The following is a 20,962-nucleotide window of genomic DNA, read 5'->3' on the forward strand; positions in this document are numbered from 1 at the left end:
TTTGAATATGGCATTTACTGTAAAAATATACGATCAAAACGATTATAAGCTTTGGAACGATTTTATCGCCGAAGCTAAAAATGCTACGTTTTTATTTCACCGTGATTTCATGGAATACCATAAAGATCGTTTTGAAGATTTTTCGCTTTTAGTTTTTGAAGATGAAAAATTAAAAGCCATTCTTCCCGCTAATAAAAAAGGAAAATCGGTTCATTCGCATCAAGGTCTTACTTACGGCGGATTGATTTTTTCGTCTAAATTAAAAGCAGAAAAAGCAGAAAATATTTTGGACGAAATTTTGTTTTTTTTGAAAGAAAATCAAATAGAAACGTTTCATTATAAACCAATTCCCGATTTTTATTTTTCAAAAGGAAATAGAGAAATCGACTTTTTTTTATTTAAAAGAAATGCCGTTCCTGAACGAAAAGAAATGAATTTGGCAGTTAATTTGCAAATGCCATTAAAAATTTCAAAAAGCAAAATGAAGCATTTCAGGCGAATTGAAAATCTTGATTTAGATATTATAGAAGAAAATGATTTTCAACCCTTTTGGGAACAAATTCTGGAACCAAGATTATTAGAAAAATTCAATTCAAAACCAGTTCACAGCAAAGAGGAAATTACACTGTTAAAACAGAATTTTCCACAAAATATCAGACAATATTCGGTTTATCAAAACGATGAAATTATTGCAGGAATAACGATTTTTGAGACTGAAAATGTGGTTAAATCGCAATATGGCGCCACTTCAAAAAAAGGCGAAGAAGTGAGAGCACTAGACTTTTTATTCATTAATCTGATTCATAAATACAAACGAAAAGGAAAGCTTTTTTTTGATATGGGAATTGTTAATGAAGACAGCGAAAGCGGTTATCATTCAGGACTTTTAAAACAAAAAGAAGAATTGGGCTGTGCGGTTTACAATCAGGATTTTTATAAAATCGATTTAAAATGATACCATTTCTCGATCTAAAAAAAATAAACGAACCGTATGAAACCGCTTTCCAGGACAAACTGAAATTGGTTTTAAACAACGGCTGGTACATTTTAGGAAAAGAAGTACAAACTTTTGAAAAGGCTTTCGCCGAATACAATCAAACGAAATATTGCATCGGAACAGGAAATGGCTTTGACGCTTTAGTCCTAATTTTTAAAGGTTATATCGAACTCGGAAAACTCAAAAAAGGCGATGAAGTTATCGTTCCTGCAAATACCTATATCGCAAGTATTTTAGCCATTGTACAAGCCGATTTAGTTCCGATTTTGGTAGAGCCGAAATTAGAAACTTACAATATCAATCCAGATCTAATTCAGGAGAAAATCACCTCAAAAACAAAAGCCATTTTAGCCGTTCACTTATACGGACAATTAGCTGAAATGGACAAGATAAATGAAATTGCAATTCAGAATAATTTGATAATTGTCGAAGATTCTGCACAATCACATGGAGCAAAATCAAATTTCAAAAATCAAATTTCAAATTCCAAATTCCAAACAGTAGAAAATCCAAAATCTAAAATCAATAATCTAGAATCAGCAATCGCTTATAGTTTTTATCCCGGAAAAAATCTAGGCTGTCTCGGTGACGGCGGTGCGATTACAACGAACGATTCCGAATTGGCTAAGGTGCTTTTTTCGCTTCGTAATTATGGTTCTGAGCAAAAATATTATAACAAATATATTGGCGTAAATTCAAGATTAGATGAACTTCAGGCTGGCTTTTTGAGTCTGAAATTACCAAATTTAGATCGCGATAATAATAAACGAAGAACGATTGCAAAACGTTATTTATCCGAAATTAAAAACGATAAAATAATTCTTCCGTTTTGGGATTTCTCAGATAATCATGTTTTTCATTTGTTTGTTATTAGAACTGAAAATAGAGATGCTTTACAGCAATATTTAACTGACAATAATATTCAGACCGTAATTCATTATCCGATTCCGCCACACCAACAAAAAGCTTTTTCTGCGTGGAATAATTTGTCTTTTCCAATTACCGAAAAGATTCACAACGAAGTTTTAAGCTTGCCAATGAGTCCGGTTTTGACAGAAACAGAAGTAGATTTTATCATCGAAATTTTAAATAAATACTAATTCGTGCCGGATAAAAAATCATATCAGCAGATTTTAAAAACGACTTCACTTTTTGGCGGCGTTCAGTTTTTTTCGATTCTAATTTCGATTGTCCGAACCAAATTAATTGCCGTTTTTATTGGCCCGGCCGGAATGGGAATAATTGCGCTGCTGAACTCAACTTTGAGCGTTTTAAGCGGTATTTCGGGTTTTGGAATAGAAACAAGTTCGATAAAAAATATCTCTGAAAAATATAAAAACGAAGATCTAAAGACCGTTTCAAGAACCATTCAAATCGTAAAAAAGATTGTTTTTTTTACCGGAATATTTGGAATGATCGTGACTCTAGCTTTTTCAAAAGTCTTAAGTATAATCACTTTTGGAGATTCAAGCCAGACATTTGCTTTTGCAGTTCTTTCTGTAACAGTTTTATTCAAGCAGTTAAGTTCCGGACAATTGGCAGTTTTGCAAGGTTTGCGATCTTTTCGTTTTTTAGCGAAAGCCAATTTATATGGCAACCTTTTTGGTTTGCTTTTTTCGATTCCGCTGTATTATTTTCTGAAAGTTGATGCCATTCTTCCAACAATTATAATTGCGTCGTTTTCGGCTTTAGTATTTTCATTTTACTATTCGAATAAGATTAAAACTGAAAGAGAAAAAATTCCCAATTCAACTCTTTTTCTTGAAAGTAAACTCATTGTGAAATTGGGTTTTATGTTGACAATCAGCAGTGTTTTAACGCTTTTGTCTACTTATTTAGTTCAGATTTATGTTGGAAAAATAGGCGGTTTAGAACAAGTTGGGTTTTATAACGCGGGATTTACTTTACTGAATTCGTATGTCGGAATTATTTTCACCGTCATGAGTACGGATTATTTTCCGAAACTTTCTGCGATCAATTCTGATAATGAAAAAGTTAGAGAAAGTGTTCAGCAACAGGCTTTTATTTCCGTTTTGATTATAATGCCCATTATTGTTTTGTTTTTGGTTTTCAGCCCAATAATTGTAAAAGTAATTTATACTTCAAAATTTGAAGCCATAGTTCCAATGATTTGCGCTGGAATTTTAGGAATGCTTTTTCGAGCCGTTTCCTGGTCGATGGGATTTATTTTAATAGCAAAAGGTGATTCAAAAATGTTTATTAAAACTGCCATTGGTTTTAATATTTTGTCTCTGCTAATGAATGTTTCAGGCTACTATTTTTATGGTTTAGAAGGTTTAGGAATTAGTTTTTGCCTTTACTTTTTATGTCATTTTATAGGATTGAAAATAATAACTAAAAACCGCTATAATTTTTATTTCGAAAGAGAATTTTACAATATCCATTTTATTTGTTTTGTCATTTGTTTTGCTTCATTTTTGGTACGTTTCATAGAAAATGAAGTTTTAAAATATGGATTATTTGCCCTAATGATTTTATTGTCTTTTGGTTTTAGTTTTTACGAAATCAATAAAAAGATGAATTTAAGCGAAATATTTACGTCATTTGTTCAGCGAAAAAAAGGTAAAAATGATCAGGAATAGTTACAGAAAATGTCGTTCGATATATCATAAATTCAGGTTTTACTGGTCAGTAAACTGGACAAAAACGCTGTACTTTAATTTCAAAAAATTCCCTTTTGAAACCGCTAAAAAGCTTCCTGTTTTCTTTTATAAAAGAATAAAGTTCAGTTCAATTTCTGGTGAAATTCAAATTGATGGAAATATTGAAAAGGGAATGATTGGTTTTGGTCAGCCTTACGAATTGAACACCGTCCATCGCGGCATTGCAGAAATCAATATTCAGGGGAAGCTAATTTTTAAAGGAAAATTTCAATTTGGGAAAGATTATTTTCTTTTTGTTGGAGAAAATGCGGTTTGCGAATTAGGAAATATGTCCTCAATGGCTTCAAACGCAAAATTAATTTGCCTTGAAAAAGTGGTTTTAGGAAATTACGTTCGTCTAGGTGCAGAAAGCCAGATTATTGATACCAATTTTCATGACATGATTGATACTGTTACCGGTGAAAAACAAAAAAAAACGGGACCAATTTTTATAGGAGACTATACTTTTAGCGGAAGCAGGATTTCGATTATGAAAAATACCAAAACACCTGATTTTTGTACCATTGCAACTAATTCTTTCTGCAATAAAGATTATACATCTTGGGGAAATAATATTTTAATTGGAGGTGTTCCAGCAAAACTAATCAGAACTAATATTTCACGAGATTGGCAAGGCGAAAAACAACAATTAGATGATTTTTTGACAATTTAAAAAAGTACGCGGATATCACAAATTCGCTAAAGCGAAGACGCGGATAAAAACGGATTTTTTTTAATGCATTAATCAAAAAAAAAATCTGTTTTTATCCGCGTCTTTACGAAGTAAATCCGTAAAATCAGCGTTCTATTATAATATGAATACGTTGTTTTATTTCTAATAAAATATATCGGAACAACAATTTAAAATTCGAAGTTTTAAACGCCAAAATCATTTCAAAATGCATTCGTTTTAAAATGGCTTTATGTTCTTCTTTTGTTTTATTTAAAGCAATCGCTTTTTTGATAATCACATTAGTTGAAAAATTGATTTTTCTGGATCTTTCATCGTTTTTAAGAAAGAAATGAGTACCAAGAGACGTTGTCGAAATTCTTTTTTTGATTAAAATCTCATCGATATAATCAAAATCATATTTTCTCGAAGCCCGAATCCAAAGGTCTAAATCTTCATAAGCCAGATTTTCATCATAACCTTCTAAATCATCAAAAACTGATTTTTTGACCATAGAGGAAACGGAACAAATACTGTTTCCGCCTGAAATAACGCTTAAATAAATATCGCCGGTTTGTCTTTTTTCAATTGTTTTTTTTGATTCATCAACAGGAAAATAATAAAAATAAAATTTGCCTTTTTCATTGATTAATTCAGCATTTCCATAAACGATTCCTAGATCTTTAAAGTCGCTTTCGCGGAAAGCTTTTAGTTGCAATGAAACACAATTGGGCAATAAAATATCGTCACAAGCCAAGTCAATTATAAAATCGCCTTTGGCCAGTTTTAAAGCTTTGTTGAATGATTTTGTGCTTCCTGAATTTTTTTCATTTGCAATAAATTGAATTTCAGGATAATCAATAAGCCATTTTTCAATCGTTTCTTTAGAATTATCGGTGCTAAAATCGTCAACAATAATTAACTCAATAAACGGATAATCCTGATTTATTGCCGAAGTTAAACTTTCGACAACAAATTTTTCCTGATTATAGCACAAGCAAATAATAGTTACTAATGAATTGTCCTTCATATTTTTTTGTTTTACCATTAAGATATTAAGGAAATTAAGTTGAACAAAAGCTTAATTTTCTTTTCTCCGTTAAGAAAATTAAGCCCAAAGCTTTATGCAACTTAATGTCTTAATGGTTCTAAATCTTATTTTATTTTAAAGAGTTATATTTGATACGAAAATAAGAAATCACGAATGATATCGACTCACAAAAAAAAGAAAATCGCTTTAATTGGTTATCGCTTGAGCGGAGGCGGGAGCGATAAAGTGATGGCAAATTTGTCAATCTTTTTTCAGCATCAGGGTTTTGAAGTCGATATTATTATTGTTTTAGACGAAGTAAGTTTTCCGTATTTGGGAAAATTAGTGAATTTGGGTTTGTTGAAAAGCAAAAGCAACGGAGTTTTTAATAAAATTAAACGTTTAAAGGCTTTGAAAAGTTATTTGAATGAAAATAAATTCGATTTTATTATTGATTTTCGTTTCCGAACCAAGATAATTCAGGAACTTATTTTAGCCCGATTTATTTATAATACCAAAACTATTTTTACGGTTCACAGTTTTTTGATTGATCATTATATGCCGAATAATTCTTGGCTGACACGATTAATGTACAATCATTGTTTTGCCAATGTGGCGATTACAAACGAAATGAAAACGTTGATTGAAAAAAAGCATCAGTTAAAAAATGTTGTCACAATTCACAATCCAGTTTATTTGGAAGAAATTGTAAAAAAACAAAATGAAAAAATTGACCTTGAATTTGATTTTATAATTGCTATTGGGCAATATGAGAATGAAATAAAACAATTTGACAAACTGATTTCAAGCTACGCGAAATCTGACTTATTGCGAAAAAAAATACATTTAGTTATTGTTGGAAATGGCGATGAAGCAAAGCTTAACATAGCGATTTTAGAAAACAATGTTTCAGATTTTGTTCATCTTTTGGGATATCAAAACAACCCGTTTAAATATTTAAGCAAAGCTCAATTTTTAGTTTTATGCAGTAAAAATGAAGGTTTCCCGAATGTTATTTTAGAGGCTTTAGCCTGCAAAACTCCAGTTATTTCTTTTGACTGTGATTTTGGTCCGAGAGATATGATTTCTTCTTTTGAAAATGGTATTTTAGTGGAAAATCAAAATTGGGAGAAACTTTCAGAAGCAATGAATTTATTGATTTCAGATGAAGTTTTGTATCAAAATATCAAACAAAATACATTGAAAAGTATTGATCCATTTTTACTGGAAAAAATTGGTCAACAATGGTTACATTTGATGAAAGCGAATTAAAATATGACAACGATTCAAGATATAACAGTACTTAAAATTCCGGTTGTAGAAGATCTAAAAGGGAATTTGGCTTTTATTCAAAATGATATTTTACCATTTGAATTCAAGCGTGTTTATTATCTTTTTGATGTTCCCAGCTCTGCTTTTCGCGGAGGTCATTCGCACATAGAACAGCAAGAAGTTTTGATCGCTTTAAGCGGCAGTTTTGAAGTGAAAGTGACTGACGGAACTGATAAAAAAAGCTTTTTGCTCAACAAACCCAATATCGGATTGCATTTGCCAAAAGGAATCTGGCGTGAATTAGAAAACTTTTCATCAGGTGCTGTCTGTCTGGTTTTGGCTTCAGATGTTTTTGAAGAATCGGATTATATCAGGGATTTTGGAACTTTCTTGATTTCCAAAAAATGAAATTGCTTTACATTGTTCCCAAAATAAAAAATGCTGGCGGAGTCTCGCGGGTTTTGTCTATAAAAGCGAATTATTTCGTCGAAAAATTTGGGTATGAAGTTCATATTTTGTCTCAAAACGAAGAAAATGATTCGTTTTTTTATGACTTCAATTCTGAAATTGTTTTTCATAATATTACTTTAAACCGAAAAGGTTTTGGCTTTTTTAAAGCTTTTCGAAAACAAATAAATCAAAAAATCATCGAAATAAATCCTGATATTATTTTGGTCGCAGATAATGGTTTAAAGGCTTTTATTTTTCCATTTATTGCAAAAACAAAAACTCCAATTGTATTTGAATGTCATGGCTCAAAATTTATTGAAGAAGAAAGCCAGAAAACTGATTTTTTGTCCAAATTTAATCGGAATTTTAAATATCGATTTAAGAGTTTTAGTGCCGGAAAGTTCGCTAAAATAGTTGCTTTATCTGAAGAAAGTCTAAAAGAATGGAATGTTGAAAATGGAATTATAATTCCGAATCCGTCATGGATTCAGACAAAAAATGTTTCCGATTTAAAAAATAAAAAAGTAATTGAAATTGCTAGATATTCCTATGAAAAAGGATTAGATCGATTGTTGTCAATTTGGGAAAAAATAATTGAAAAACATCCAGATTGGACTTTAGATATTTATACGGATGATGTTGCATCTTTAGAAAATATAATCTCTGATTTAGGAATTAAATCAAACACAAATATTTTTCCTTTTATCAAAAACATTGAAGAAAAATACCTCGAATATTCGATTTACGCTATGACTTCCAGAACAGAAGGTTTTCCGATGGTTTTGTTGGAAGCAATGGCCTCCGGTTTGCCTTGTATAGCGTATGATTGCCCAATTGGTCCGAGAACTATTATAACGAATGCTGAAAATGGTTTTTTGATTCCGGACAATAATATTGAAATGTATGTTGAAAAACTTTCTTTTTTAATTGAAAATGAAGAAGTTAGATTGAAGTTTGGCCGTGATGCAAAAGAAACTTCTGAAAATTTTTCTGTTGATAAAATAATGGAAAAATGGAGGCAGTTTTTAGAAAAGTTATAATATTGTTTTTTTTTGAATAACTCTCGTGTTTGTCATTTCGAGGAACGAGAAATCTCCACAAGAAGCTCCGTCCAGAATATCGCCAATCTTTGTAGAGTTACTTGCGAAGATTTCTCCTTTCAGTCGAAATGACAAACTAGGCGAAATAACTATGCTAAAACCTTGCAGGAATTTAAAAAGCAAAAATACCCCAATTTATAAATGTCAAAAAGAAATAAAGATGGTTTTTCAGAAAGTAAATTCCTTTCAATTTTAACTTGATTTTTTTTGAAAAGTGAAAGTACAAAACGAATCAATTTTACTTTTTTAAGAATTTCAAAAGCTTTAATTATTTTACTTTCTTTTGAAGAAATTTTTCCAGAATTATAAAGCAAAACTAAATTCTCTAAAGCTGTTTTTGTTTTGGATAAAAACACTTCTGAAGTTTCTAAATTCAAATGAAAAGTCGGATTCTCGATTTGGGAAATTTCAAAATGATTCTTTTTTAAAACTGAAAAGAAACACAAATCTTCATAACCATACTTAGTAATCGATTCATCAAAAGGATGTTGCAGAAAAACGTCTTTTTTAATCCATAAATTAGAAGTCAAAGTTGAAGCAGTTTCTCTTTTTTGGCCGTAAATCCAGCGCAAAAGTTGTTCTTTTTCAGGCTTTTTATCTTCATAAATAATCCCGCCAAAAACAATTTTTTTTTCGGAATTTGAAATTGCAGTAATATAGTTTTGAATAAAGTTATCCTTTGCCGGAAAAGTGTCGCAATCTAAAATTAACAGCCAATCGTATTTTGCTTTTTTAGCTAATGAATTGATGTTTTTCCCTCTTCCTAAATTGTTTTCATTTATAAAAAATGAACCATTAGAAAAAGTGTTAATTTCTTGATTTAAAATGTTTTCCTGTGAGTTTGAAGCGTCATCCTGACAAAGTATTTCAAAAGTAATGCCGTATAAATTACATTGCTTTACGAGTTCTTCAGCGAGAGGAAAAGCATTATAATCATAAACCGGAATTAAAATAGAAAGCATTACACGCTTCTTTGCACCACTTCGAAGATTCTTTCATCCTCGCACTTCAATGTTTTAGATGGAAATTTCATCAACAAAGCATAATCGTGAGTTGCCATGATAATGGTTTTGCCATTAGCATTGATATTTTTTAGTACTTCTAAAACTTCAGAACTTGTTTGAGGATCAAGGTTTCCTGTTGGTTCATCGGCCAAAATAAATTCGGGATCGTTTAGCAAAGCTCTTGCAATCGCAACACGCTGTTGTTCACCTCCAGAAAGCTGGTGCGGCATTTTGTTAAGGAAATCTTTCATTCCTACTTTATTCAAAACTTCATCGATTTTATGTTCCATTGCTTCATTTTCAGTCCAGCCGGTTGCTTTTAGAACGAAAAGCATGTTGTCTTTTACCGAGCGGTCCGGAAGCAATTTGAAATCCTGGAATACGATACCGATTTTACGTCTCAAATACGGAATATCATTTTCTTTTAAAGTTGCCAAATCAAATTCAACTATATGGCCTTCACCTTCAGTTAAAGGCAAATCTGCGTACAAAGTTTTCATGAAACTACTTTTTCCAGAACCAGTTTTTCCAATAATATAGATGAATTCGCCATGCTCTACATCCAGATTAATATGAGATAAAATTTTTCTTCCTTCCTGATATATAGTAACTTCTTTAAGAGATAGTACGATTTGTGACATAGTAAAATTGATTTGATTGGTAAAAGTAATAAGATAACGGTTGGATTCAAAATAAATTTCAATCATTTCTTGTAAAATATTGAAATGAAAATTTAACCATATAAGTAATATAAGTTCATTTTAGAGATCAACACGTGGAAGTTTTTATTGGTCAAAGCTTATATGATTTTGGAACAAAAAAGGGATCACGAAAACACCTAGCTTATAATTACTTATGTGACTTATATGGTTAAAAAATGCCACATTAGAAGCTGCTAAATAGCGCCTGTTAAATTTTTTGTTCATAATAAAAGACAGAAACGTTTCGTTATAAACGGTATAAAATGATAAATTTGAATACTAAATAAAACTAAAATGCGTAGACTTTCCTGGTTCTTTTTACTCCAAATTATTCTTATTTCGACCACGGTTTCGGCACAAAAATCAGCTATATATACTTACGAATTAAAGGATTTTGACAAAGCGGTGGCTTTGTACAATGACAAACAATACGCTTCGGCACAGCATATTTTTGAATATGTAAAAAATAATACGGCGCCAACTGAAGAAGTAAAATCAGACTGTGCCTATTATATCGCAAACTGCGCCATCAGAACCAATCAGCCAAATGCGGATGCTTTGATGGAAAAATTTGTTGAAGATTATCCAACAAGTACCAAACAAAATCAAGCATATATTGAAGTTGCTCAATATTTCTTCGAACAGGGAAATTATCCAAAAGCTTTGCAATGGTTTGATAAAGTTGATGAAAGTTATATGAGCAAAACTGATTCTGATAAATTTAATTTCCAGAAAGGTTATAGTTATTTTACTGCCAAAAAGAAAAAAGAAGCCACAACGTATTTTAATAAAGTGGTTAACTCACCTGAATTTGGTTCGCAAGCAAAATATTATTTAGGATTTATGGCTTATGAAGGTGACGATTACAAAGAAGCAACCAAATATTTTGATGAAGTTTCGGGAGAAGAAAAATACAAAGAAAAGCTTTCGTACTATCAGGCCGATATGAATTTCAAATTAGGAAATTTCCAAAAGGCAATTGATTTGGGCCAAAAAGCAATGGCGAAATCTAATGAAATAGAAAAATCGGAATTAAATAAAATTATTGGAGAAAGTTATTTCAATTTAAAACAATACGGGAAAGCGATTCCGTTTTTGGAACTATACGCAGGTAAAAAAGGAAAATGGAATAATACCGATTTTTATCAGTTAGGTTACGCGTATTACGAACAGAAAGAGTACGAAAAAGCCATTTCTCAATTTAATAAAATCATTGAAGGAAAAGATTTCGTTGCTCAAAATGCGTATTACCATTTAGGTTTAAGTTATTTGAATACAGGAAAAAAACAAGAAGCGCTGAATGCATTTAAAAACGCTTCGGAAATGGAATTCAATGCTCAAATTCAGGAAGATGCTGCTTTGAATTATGCCAAATTGAGTTACGATATCGGAAATGCGTATCAGACTGTTCCTGGAATTTTGCTTGATTTCTTAAAAAAATATCCAAACAATTCAAGCAAAGCAGAAGTTGAAAAATTATTAGTTGATTCTTATATTTCGACTAAAAATTATAAAGAAGCTTTGGTTTTATTAGAAAAAAATAAATCGGCTGAAAATAAAACGGCGTATCAAAAAGTGCTTTTTTACAGAGGCTTAGAATTGTACAACGAATCTAATTATGCTGAAGCTGGAAAGATGTTTAAAAGCGCAATAAGCGAACCAAAAACGCCTGAATTTACAGCACGCGCTGCTTTCTGGAAAGCCGAAACAGAATACTTAAATGACGATATGCAAAATGCATTATTGACTTATAAGCAATTTGCAGGAATGACCGCGGCAAAATCGACAGAAGAGTATAAAAATATCAATTATAATATTGGTTACACGTATTTTAAATTGAAGGACTACGATCAAGCCGCAAATTCATTTCAGGCACAAATTGATAATTCGCCATCAGATAAAGTTCGTTTAAACGATTCTTATTTACGTTTAGGAGACTGTCGTTTTGTGACTTCAAAATACAGTGCAGCAAACGAAGCATACGCAAAAGCTATTGCGGCAAAAGGTGTTGATGCGGATTATGCTCAGTTTCAAAAAGCACTTTCTTACGGATTCATGTCAAACAATACAAAGAAAGTGGAAGAATTGAACAACTTTATTCAGATGTATAAAAAATCATCTTACCGTGATGATGCTTTATTTGAATTGGGAAATACTTACGTTGCAGAAAAGAAAAATGATCAGGCTATAAAAACGTATGATCAGTTAATTTCAGAGTTTAAAGATGGATCTTTTACTTCAAAAGCCATTTTAAAACAAGGTTTGATTTATTACAATTCGGATCGCGACGAACAAGCGTTGACGAAATTTAAAAAAGTGGCAGCAGAGTTTCCAAAAAGTCCAGAAGCTTTAGAAGCTGTTTCGACTGCAAGATTAATTTATGTTGATTCAGGAAAAGTAGATGAATATGCAACTTGGGTTAGAACATTAGATTTTGTTTCGGTTACAGATGCGGAATTGGATAATGATACTTACGATGCCGCTTTCAAACAATACAGCCAAAACAACAGCAAAACTGCCATTACTGGTTTTGCAGGTTATGTGAGCAAATTCCCTTCTGGTTTGCATGCTTTAGAAGCTAATTTTTATTTGGCACAATTATATTATGCAGATGGTTCAGAGACTAAATCAGTTCCAAATTATCAGTATGTAATTGAGCAGCCACGAAATGAATTTACTGAACAAGCTTTGAATAGATTGGCTCAAATTTTCTTAAAAGCAAAAGATTGTGATAAAGCGATTCCAGTTTTAGTTCGTTTAGAAAAAGAAGCCGATTTTCCTCAAAATAAAACTTTTGCTCAAGCAAACTTGATGAAATGTTATTATGATAAAAAAGATTATGACAATTCGGTTATTGCTGCTGAGAAAGTATTGGAAAACCCAAAATCAGATGCAGGAGTAAAAGCCGATGCGCAGATAATTGTTGCCCGCGCTGCAATGCAGACAGGAAACGAAGACAAAGCTAAAACGGCTTATGCTAAACTTTCGGCAACGTCAAAAGGAGAATTAGCGGCAGAAGCACTTTATTATGATGCTTATTTCAAAACAAAAGAAGGAAAATTTGATGCATCGAATGTTTCTGTACAAAAACTGGCTAAAAGTTATTCGGCTTACAAATATTACGGAGCGAAAGGCTTGGTTTTAATGGCCAAAAACTTCTACGGATTAAAAGACAGTTATCAAGCAACTTATATTTTAGATAACGTAATAAACAATTTTACAGATTATCCGGATGTGGTTGAAGAAGCAAAAAGAGAATTAAGCGCGATTAAGTTAGAAGAGTCAAAAACGAATTCGTCGATTAATAAGTAAAGATAATTTAGAAGCAAGAAACAAGAAGCAAGATTTTGTGAAAGTCTTGTCTCTTTCTTCTTGACTCTTTAGAAAAATGAAAGAAATGAGTTTACCTTTTTATATAGTGGATGTTTTTGCAGATAAAAAATATGCCGGAAATCAGTTGGCGGTTTTTATGGATGCGGAAAAATTGAGTTCAGAAGAAATGCAACAAATGGCCCGTGAAATAAATTTTGCAGAAAGCACATTTGTAACAAAATTGGACAGAGAAAACAATAAAGCCGAGATCAGAATATTTACTCCAGCTCATGAAATGCAGTTTGCGGGACATCCGATAATTGGAACTTCATGGGTTTTGATGAATAAAGTTTTTGAAAATTTCCCTACTGAAATTAAGCTAGAAGTTCCAATTGGACCCATTGCGATTCATAAAACAGAAGATCAAATTTGGTTAAAAGCAGCGCAGCCAAAATTCTGGGATACTTTTTCGAAAATCGATTTTACATTTTTCACCAATCTGCAGGTAAGTGATTTTGAGAATCAATTTCCAATTCAGGAAGTTACCACCGGAAGCGCTTTTGTTATGGTTGGATTAAGCAGTAAAAGAGCACTTGAAAATTTAGTTTTAGACAAAGATAAAGCCGATGCATGGATGAGAAATAATTGCAAAACAGATCATCGAGGCTTATATTTTTATTATTTAGAAGGAGAAAAGTTGTTCAGCAGAATGTTATGCGTAGAACACAACCAATTAGTAGAAGATGCCGCAACAGGAAGTGCAAGTACTTGTTTACAAGCCTTTCTACTGAAATATCATATACCAGAATTTGAATTGATTAATTATCAGGGAGATTACATCGGTCGTCCTTCTCAAATTTATTTTAAAGGGAAATTAGCTGATGATCAGTTTGATATCAATATTGGAGGAAAAGCCCAGTTTGTGGCTAAAGGCGAGTGGGAAGCTTGATTAAGAATATAGAAAATAGAGCAAAGAAGAAAGAGTCAAGAGCAAAGAAGAAAGAGTCAATATATTAGAAACTAGAATAGAATAGAGGAAAATTTAGAAATAGGAGAGCAGTCTTTCTTCTTTATTCTAGCTTCTTTTCTCTAAAAAAGAAAGAAATATGAAAATTAATTGCCGCAATAAAATTATCGTTTTACTAGTGTTATTTGCCTGTCAGCTTTCGTTTTCACAGAAGAAAAATGAAACTATAGGAACTGAAACGGTAAACGTAGTAAAACCTTATTCGCCTACAATATCGGATGCTTTTAAAGTGAAAGAGACTCCTTCGCTTGATGACAGTGGAAATCAGCCAAAAGAGACTATTAAGTATAGTATTTTGTCTGTTCCGGTTGCGTCGACTTTTACGCCGTCAAAGGGAAATGCGCAAGGTGTTGATAAATCTAAAAAAGAGAAATTATTCAATAATTACGCAACTTTAGGAGTTGGAAATTACGGAACTTTAAATGCAGAATTGTTTGTAACGCAGGATTTAGGAAACAATGATTATGTAGCTGGAATGCTTCGTCATCATTCTTCGCAAGGCGGCATAAAAGATGTAAACCTGAATGATGAATTTTATGACACGGCCTTAAATGTTGGTTACGGCGTAATCAATCGCGATATGTCTTGGGGCGTCGATTTGGGTTATCAAAATCAATTATACAATTGGTATGGTTTGCCAACTGATTTTGGAGCAACTTTGCCTCCGCAAACACAGGATGATTTAATAAGAGGAATTAATCCGAATCACTCTTATAACACAATTTCACTTGGTGGAAATGTGGAATTTAATGAAGGTGTTTTCAGTAAAATTTCATCACGATTCACCCATTTTTCAGATAGTTTTTCTTCTTCAGAAAATCGTTTTTATCTAAAACCGACTTTTAAAGTTGATGTTATGGATCAAGCCATAAATACGAATGTTATTATTGATCATGTGAGCGGTTCTTTTGAAAATAATTATGATTTAACGAACACTGAGCCAGTAAAATATAGTTTGACTAATTTTGGGATTGAGCCAAGTTTTGTGGTGCATGAAAATGACTGGACACTTGAATTAGGTGCTGGTTTATTCTATGCCTTGGATTCTGAAAACAGCGGAAACAAGTTTTATATTTATCCAAAAGTAAATGCTTCGTATAAATTAGTGGGTGATTTAATGATTTTCTACACAGGAGTAAACGGAAGTTTAAATCAGAATTCTTATGCTGATTTTGTGACTGAAAATCCATTTTTATCACCGACTTTAGAGATGAGGCCGAGTAGTACACAATACAATGTTTTTGCTGGATTGAAAGGGAAATTGGCAAACAATGTAAGTTATAATTTGACAGGTTCTTACTTGAACGAAAAAGAAAAAGCGCTGTTTAAAAGCAATGATTATACAGAAGACTTTTCGAACCAGAATTATGCTTTTGGAAACTCTTTTGGAGTAGTTTATGATGACGTGAGAACGCTTCGTTTTTACGGAGAATTAAAAGCCGATTTTTCGCAAAATGTTTCTTTCGGAATTAATGGAACTTTCAATAGTTATAAAACAGATGGTTTAGAAGCTTGGAATTTGCCATCGATGAAAATAAGTTCAAATTTAGATGTTAATATCACCAAGCAATGGTACGCTGGTTTGAATGTTTTCTTTGTAGGAGAACGTAAAGACATGCAGACTAATTTTGACGTTGCAACTCTTGGCGTTCCTGTTACGCTAAAAAGCTATTTTGATGCCAATGCACATTTAGGATATAAATATAACGAGCGTTTGACTTTCTTCTTAAAACTAAACAATATCGGAAATCAGGCTTACGAAAGATGGCTGAATTATCCTGTTCAGGGATTTCAGGTTTTAGTAGGCGGAAATTATAAATTCGATTTTTAAGGTTTTCCACGAAAATATTAGGGCACTATTTTTTTGTAAAAGTGCGTTTTTTAGCCATGGACTTGTGAATTTTTTGGAGTAAATTCATGAATTCGTGGCTAATTTTTTTGATCTTTGCGACTTAGCGCCTTCGTGGCAGACGACTTATGGAATTCAAGCAAAAAATACATTCTCATTATTCACAAATGGTTCAAGACCGAATTGATGTTTTCAAAGACATGATTTCAGGATTGACCGAAGATTCTAAAAACGATGCCAAAGGTTCGGCTGGCGATAAACACGAAACGGCTTTGTCGATGATGCATATCGAACAGGAAAAACTGACTAATAAACTAAAAGAAGCCATTGCTCAAAAAGCGATTTTAGATAAAATTGACGCTTCAAAAACAACTGAAAATATCATTTCAGGAAGTTTGGTAAAAGCCAACGGAATTTATTTATATGTGAGTGTTGCACTTCCAAAAATTGCAATTGACGGCATTAATGTTATTGCGCTTTCTCCACAATCTCCTTTAGGAAATCATTTAATGGGAAATAAAGTTGGGTTTCAGTTTGAGATTAATAAGACGCATTATACGATAGAAGAAGTTAATTAATTTAAAATGGATTATCTGTCGTTAATTTGTAGTTTTTCTTTTTTTGGTGCTTCTTATGCTTTTTATAAGATTCATAAATTATGGAAGAAAGATGTTAATGAAAATAATAAACTATATAAATTTGAAATTAATTTTAAGGCGTTCAAAAATTGGACGATTATAATTATGCTGATAATTTTTGGAATAGTCTATTTTTTTAAAGCGATGCCTTAATCGCAAAGTATGTCATTTCTCGTTCTTCGAAATGACAAACTGCATGTGAATATCTAATGGTAAAATTGAACATCGAATAATTTGTGAATGCCTTTTTGGATATTGTTTGTCAATCTTTCATGAATATTTGAATATCTCAAAATTTAATTCAAAGATTTCTGTAAAACCTTAAATTTTACTCGCATTTCCTCTTCAAAATTGAAATTTTCAAGTTTAGGTCATTTTTTTGTGTTAAAATTTTACATTTTATATGTAAAATTAAAATTATGGTTTAAAATTATAACTGAAATTGGTATTTGTGTTTTTCAATTATAACCAATACCGCATCTTTGCCTTATCAAAATAAAATTTACAATTAAAAATATATAATTATGTGCGGAATCGTATGTGCCTTTGATCTAAAACAAAAAGCCGAAACCTTAAGACCTCAAGTATTAGAAATGTCTAAAATCATTCGCCACCGCGGACCAGACTGGAGCGGAATTTACAGCAATGATAAAGCAATTCTTTCTCATGAGCGTTTGGCAATTGTAGATCCAGCTTCGGGAAAACAACCTTTATTTACAGAAGATAAAAAGTTGGTCTTGGCTGCAAACGGTGAAATTTACAATCATAGAGAGCTTCGCAAACAATTTGAAGGGAAATACAACTTTCAAACAGAAAGTGACTGCGAAGTTATTTTAGCACTTTACAAAGAAAAAGGCCCTCATTTTGTTGATGAAATGAACGGAATCTTCGGATTTGCAATTTATGATGTTGATAAAGATGAATATTTTGTTGCTCGTGATCATATGGGAATTATTCCACTATATATCGGTTGGGATCAGCACGGGACTTTTTATGTGGCTTCAGAATTAAAAGCTTTAGAAGGATATTGCACAAAAATTGAATTATTTCCTCCAGGACATTATTTAACAAGCAAAGATGGAGAATTTGTACAATGGTACAAAAGAGACTGGGTTGATTATGATGCAGTTAAAGACAACGAAACAAGTATTCCTGAAATCAAGAAAGCACTTGAAGCTGCAGTTCACAGACAATTAATGAGTGACGTTCCTTACGGAGTTTTACTTTCAGGAGGTTTAGATTCGTCTATTACTTCAGCTGTAGCCAAAAAATATGCAAAAAACAGAATCGAGTCTGATGATACAACAGAAGCTTGGTATCCGCAATTACATTCGTTTTCAGTTGGTTTAGAAGGTTCTCCTGATTTAGCTGCTGCAAGAAAAGTGGCAGATCATATTGGAACCATTCACCACGAAATTAAATTTACAATTCAAGAAGGTTTAGACGCTGTTCGTGATGTGATTTACAACCTTGAAACGTATGATGTAACTACAGTAAGAGCTTCAACTCCAATGTGGTTAATGGCGAGAGTGATTAAATCAATGGGAATCAAAATGGTTCTTTCTGGTGAAGGTGCAGATGAGTTGTTTGGCGGATATTTATATTTCCACAAAGCGCCAAATGCAAGAGAATTCCACGAAGAAAACGTTCGTAAATTAAGTAAGCTTCATATGTACGACTGTTTGCGTGCAAACAAAAGTTTAGCGGCTTGGGGAATTGAAGGACGAGTTCCTTTCTTAGATAAAGAATTTATGGATGTTGCAATGCGCATCAACCCACAGGATAAAATGATCAACAAAGAACATCCAATGGAAAAATGGGTTGTTCGTAAAGCTTTTGAAGAAATGCTTCCAGAAAGTGTTGCATGGAGACAAAAAGAGCAATTCTCTGATGGAGTAGGATACAGCTGGATTGATACTTTGAAAGAAGTTGTAGGAAGAGAAGTTTCGGATGAGCAATTAGCAAATGCGAAATACAAATTCCCATTGCAGACACCAACTTCAAAAGAAGAATATTATTACCGTTCAATTTTTACGGAACATTTCCCAAGTGATGCTGCTGCATTATGTGTGCCTCAGGAAGCAAGTGTTGCGTGCAGTACAAAAATCGCTTTAGAATGGGATGAAGCTTTCAAAAACATGAACGATCCTTCAGGAAGAGCTGTCGCAAGTGTTCATGACGACGCTTACGTTAAAGCATAATCAAGTATAATTTTAGAATTAGTATATATATTGCAGAAAAACGTTCTCTTAGTTGAGGACGTTTTTCTTGTCTTAAATTGTTTAGATTCTATATTTACAGATAGTTAGAAATAATTTTGACAATAATTTGACTTTCTTTTTTATATTTGGCATTCGCCGAAATAAAGTTAAATGCCTGATATTATAGTAGGATTATAAAAGAAAAGCAGAAAATAATATTTAGTTTTGCTGCAGATTATAAAGTATAATTGTTTTTGCAGCTAATTGGCTTCATAAAGTGAGTTTGAAGAAAATAATAAGTAAAAAAAATAGAATATGTCTGGATTATTGGCCGTTATAGGCAAAGGAAAAGACCCAAAACTTGTACAAGAGCTTTCAGCAAGAATGTCTCATCGCGGACCAGATGAGAGTGATTTGCACATTATGGATAACGGAAGTGTGCTTTGCCACGAAAGTTTATCAATTGTTGACTTAAATACGGGCAAACAGCCTATTCAAGGAACAAATAGAGCGTGGATGATTCATGATGGTGAGATTTACAATTATCAAGAATTAAAAAGCACGATTTTAAAAGAGCATACATTCAGAACCAATTCTGATTCAGAGGTAATTGTTCATTTGTATGAAGAATTTGGATATAATTTCTGTAATAAACTTGATGGAGATTTTGCTTTCGTTGTAATCGATGGAGATGATTATATCGCAGGCAGAGATCCAATTGGAGTGAAACCATTATATTATGGACTTGACGAAAGAGGAAGAATTTATTTTTCGTCAGAAATGAAATCAATTGCAGATCAATGCAAGTCGTTTTCAACTTTTCCTCCGGGACATTATTATACCGCTAAAACTGGTTTTGTAAAATATTATCAGCCAGAATGTGAGGATCATAAAAAAGCAGTTGAAAACCTGGATTTAGGCTTAATCCGTGAGAGTTTAATTGAAGCGACACGCAAGCGTTTATTGAGTAATGTTCCGCTAGGAGCTGTATTATCTGGAGGTTTAGATACTTCTTTGATTTCGTCTATTACTTCAAGACTTTTGAAAGAAAAAGGCGAAAAACTACATACATTTTCTATCGGTTTAAATGCAGATGCGCCTGATAATACGGCAGCAAGAAAAGCAGCAGTGTTTTTAGGAACTGAGCATCATGAAGTTCATTTCTCTGTTGAAGAGGGAGTTAAAGTATTGGAACAAGTAATTTATCATATTGAAACGTATGATATTATTTCTGTACGATCTGGTGTGCCAATGTATTTATTATCAAAAGCAATTGCAGATGCAGGAATAAAAGTTATTCTTTCTGGTGAAGGTGCAGATGAAATTTTTGGAGGACATTTATATTTCAGAAATGCGCCGTCTACAGAAGCATTTCAGGATGAAACTATAGAAAGAGTGCAAAAGCTCTTTACTGCAGATTTATTGCGTGTTGATAAAACAACAATGGCGCATGGTTTAGAAGCTAGAGTTCCGTTTTTAGATACTTCATTTTTAGATGTTGCCATCCGAATTAAACCAGAAGAAAAACAGCCAAAAACATATGATGGCATCGAAAAATATATTTTAAGAAAAGCATTTGATACTCCAGAAGATCCTTATTTGCCTGCTGAAGTTTTATGGCGTCAAAAAGAACAGTTTTCAGATGGAGTAGGTTATCAGTGGGTTGATGAATTGATTGAATATTGTGCATCACAAGTAACAGATGAACAGCTGGCTGGTGCAAGTGCAGAATTCCCATACAATTCTCCAACAACAAAAGAAGCTTATTTGTACCGAAGTATTTTTCACAAGTATTATCCTCAGGTAAGCGCTGCGCATACAGTGCGCAAGTGGATTCCGAAATGGCAGGATAATCTTGATCCGAGCGGAAGAGCCAATGCTGCACACGTAAAAGTGCCAGGTGTAGAACTTCCAAAATCAGGAATTACGCTTTAAAAGGGCTTTTTTAAAAATTATAAATTATAAAAACCGAAACAGCATTTTAAATGTGGTTTCGGTTTTTTTATTCGCAATTATACTATTTTACGGAATGCCGTAAAATATTAAAA

16 protein-coding genes are annotated in these 20,962 nt (G+C 32.5%); 13 read left to right on the forward strand and 3 right to left on the reverse strand.

Translation table 11 applies throughout. The features are described from left to right. The first annotated feature begins 7 nt into the window (after positions 1-7). From GKZ88_RS00765 to GKZ88_RS00780, 4 genes are read left to right on the forward strand one after another with little or no spacing between them, the layout of a single operon-like run. A complete protein-coding gene (locus GKZ88_RS00765) occupies positions 8-955 on the forward strand; it encodes a GNAT family N-acetyltransferase (protein WP_155100496.1) in 948 nt (315 codons plus the stop codon). Beyond that, a complete protein-coding gene (locus tag GKZ88_RS00770; protein ID WP_155100497.1) occupies positions 952-2,097 on the forward strand; it encodes a DegT/DnrJ/EryC1/StrS family aminotransferase in 1,146 nt (381 codons plus the stop codon). The genes GKZ88_RS00765 and GKZ88_RS00770 overlap by 4 nt, the downstream gene beginning before the upstream one ends. A gap of 3 nt (positions 2,098-2,100) precedes the next feature. Further along, entirely contained in the window at positions 2,101-3,600 is a 1,500-nt protein-coding gene (locus GKZ88_RS00775; protein ID WP_155100498.1) for an O-antigen translocase, read from the forward strand. Next, positions 3,587-4,333 (forward strand): transferase, encoded by a 747-nt coding sequence (locus GKZ88_RS00780; protein ID WP_230392444.1) that lies wholly within the window; start codon positions 3,587-3,589, stop codon positions 4,331-4,333. The genes GKZ88_RS00775 and GKZ88_RS00780 overlap by 14 nt, the downstream gene beginning before the upstream one ends. 124 nt (positions 4,334-4,457) lie before the next feature. Here the strand turns inward: GKZ88_RS00780 and GKZ88_RS00785 are convergent, their stop codons facing one another. Beyond that, positions 4,458-5,360, reverse strand: coding sequence for a glycosyltransferase (locus tag GKZ88_RS00785; protein WP_155100499.1), 903 nt, complete (start codon positions 5,358-5,360; stop codon positions 4,458-4,460). Positions 5,361-5,534: 174 nt separating this feature from the next. Between GKZ88_RS00785 and GKZ88_RS00790 the strand changes: the two genes are divergently transcribed. The 3 genes from GKZ88_RS00790 to GKZ88_RS00800 are packed head-to-tail and all read left to right on the forward strand — an operon-like array spanning position 5,535 to position 8,122. Further along, positions 5,535-6,632, forward strand: a complete 1,098-nt coding sequence (locus GKZ88_RS00790) for a glycosyltransferase (protein ID WP_155100500.1) — start codon at positions 5,535-5,537, stop codon at positions 6,630-6,632. 3 nt (positions 6,633-6,635) lie between these two features. Then, the gene (locus GKZ88_RS00795) at positions 6,636-7,040 is read left to right on the forward strand and encodes an FdtA/QdtA family cupin domain-containing protein (protein ID WP_155100501.1); all 405 of its coding nucleotides are present in this window, start codon (positions 6,636-6,638) and stop codon (positions 7,038-7,040) included. Then, positions 7,037-8,122 carry a glycosyltransferase family 4 protein gene (locus GKZ88_RS00800; protein ID WP_155100502.1) on the forward strand — a complete coding sequence of 362 codons (1,086 nt, stop codon included), beginning with the start codon at positions 7,037-7,039 and terminating at the stop codon, positions 8,120-8,122. The genes GKZ88_RS00795 and GKZ88_RS00800 overlap by 4 nt, the downstream gene beginning before the upstream one ends. A 149-nt stretch (positions 8,123-8,271) precedes the next feature. On the opposite strand, the gene GKZ88_RS00805 is transcribed toward GKZ88_RS00800, so the two are convergent. Continuing rightward, entirely contained in the window at positions 8,272-9,144 is an 873-nt protein-coding gene (locus GKZ88_RS00805; RefSeq protein ID WP_155100503.1) for a glycosyltransferase family 2 protein, read from the reverse strand. Continuing rightward, positions 9,144-9,827, reverse strand: coding sequence for an ATP-binding cassette domain-containing protein (locus GKZ88_RS00810; protein ID WP_155100504.1), 684 nt, complete (start codon positions 9,825-9,827; stop codon positions 9,144-9,146). Before GKZ88_RS00810 ends, GKZ88_RS00805 begins: the two co-directional genes overlap by 1 nt. A 354-nt stretch (positions 9,828-10,181) precedes the next feature. Here GKZ88_RS00810 and GKZ88_RS00815 point away from each other — a divergent pair, with 354 nt between their 5' ends. The 6 genes from GKZ88_RS00815 (at position 10,182) to asnB (GKZ88_RS00840) (ending at position 20,849) form a co-directional block, all read left to right on the forward strand. Next, positions 10,182-13,199: a tetratricopeptide repeat protein gene (locus GKZ88_RS00815; RefSeq protein WP_155100505.1), complete on the forward strand. Its 3,018-nt coding sequence runs from the start codon at positions 10,182-10,184 to the stop codon at positions 13,197-13,199. Between the two features lie 85 nt (positions 13,200-13,284). Continuing rightward, on the forward strand, positions 13,285-14,148 hold the full coding sequence (locus tag GKZ88_RS00820) for a PhzF family phenazine biosynthesis protein (RefSeq protein WP_155100506.1): 864 nt from the start codon (positions 13,285-13,287) through the stop codon (positions 14,146-14,148). Positions 14,149-14,305: 157 nt separating this feature from the next. Continuing rightward, on the forward strand, positions 14,306-16,057 hold the full coding sequence (locus GKZ88_RS00825) for a TonB-dependent receptor (RefSeq protein ID WP_155100507.1): 1,752 nt from the start codon (positions 14,306-14,308) through the stop codon (positions 16,055-16,057). 146 nt (positions 16,058-16,203) lie between these two features. Next, positions 16,204-16,653: a hypothetical protein gene (locus GKZ88_RS00830; RefSeq protein WP_155100508.1), complete on the forward strand. Its 450-nt coding sequence runs from the start codon at positions 16,204-16,206 to the stop codon at positions 16,651-16,653. Positions 16,654-17,237: 584 nt separating this feature from the next. After that, on the forward strand, positions 17,238-18,914 hold the full coding sequence (gene asnB / locus GKZ88_RS00835) for an asparagine synthase B (RefSeq protein ID WP_155100509.1): 1,677 nt from the start codon (positions 17,238-17,240) through the stop codon (positions 18,912-18,914). Positions 18,915-19,229: 315 nt separating this feature from the next. Beyond that, on the forward strand, positions 19,230-20,849 hold the full coding sequence (gene asnB / locus GKZ88_RS00840; RefSeq protein WP_155100510.1) for an asparagine synthase B: 1,620 nt from the start codon (positions 19,230-19,232) through the stop codon (positions 20,847-20,849). The last annotated feature ends 113 nt before the right edge of the window (positions 20,850-20,962 follow it).

This window comes from Flavobacterium sp. LC2016-01, from assembly GCF_009711135.1.
GTDB lineage: Bacteria > Bacteroidota > Bacteroidia > Flavobacteriales > Flavobacteriaceae > Flavobacterium.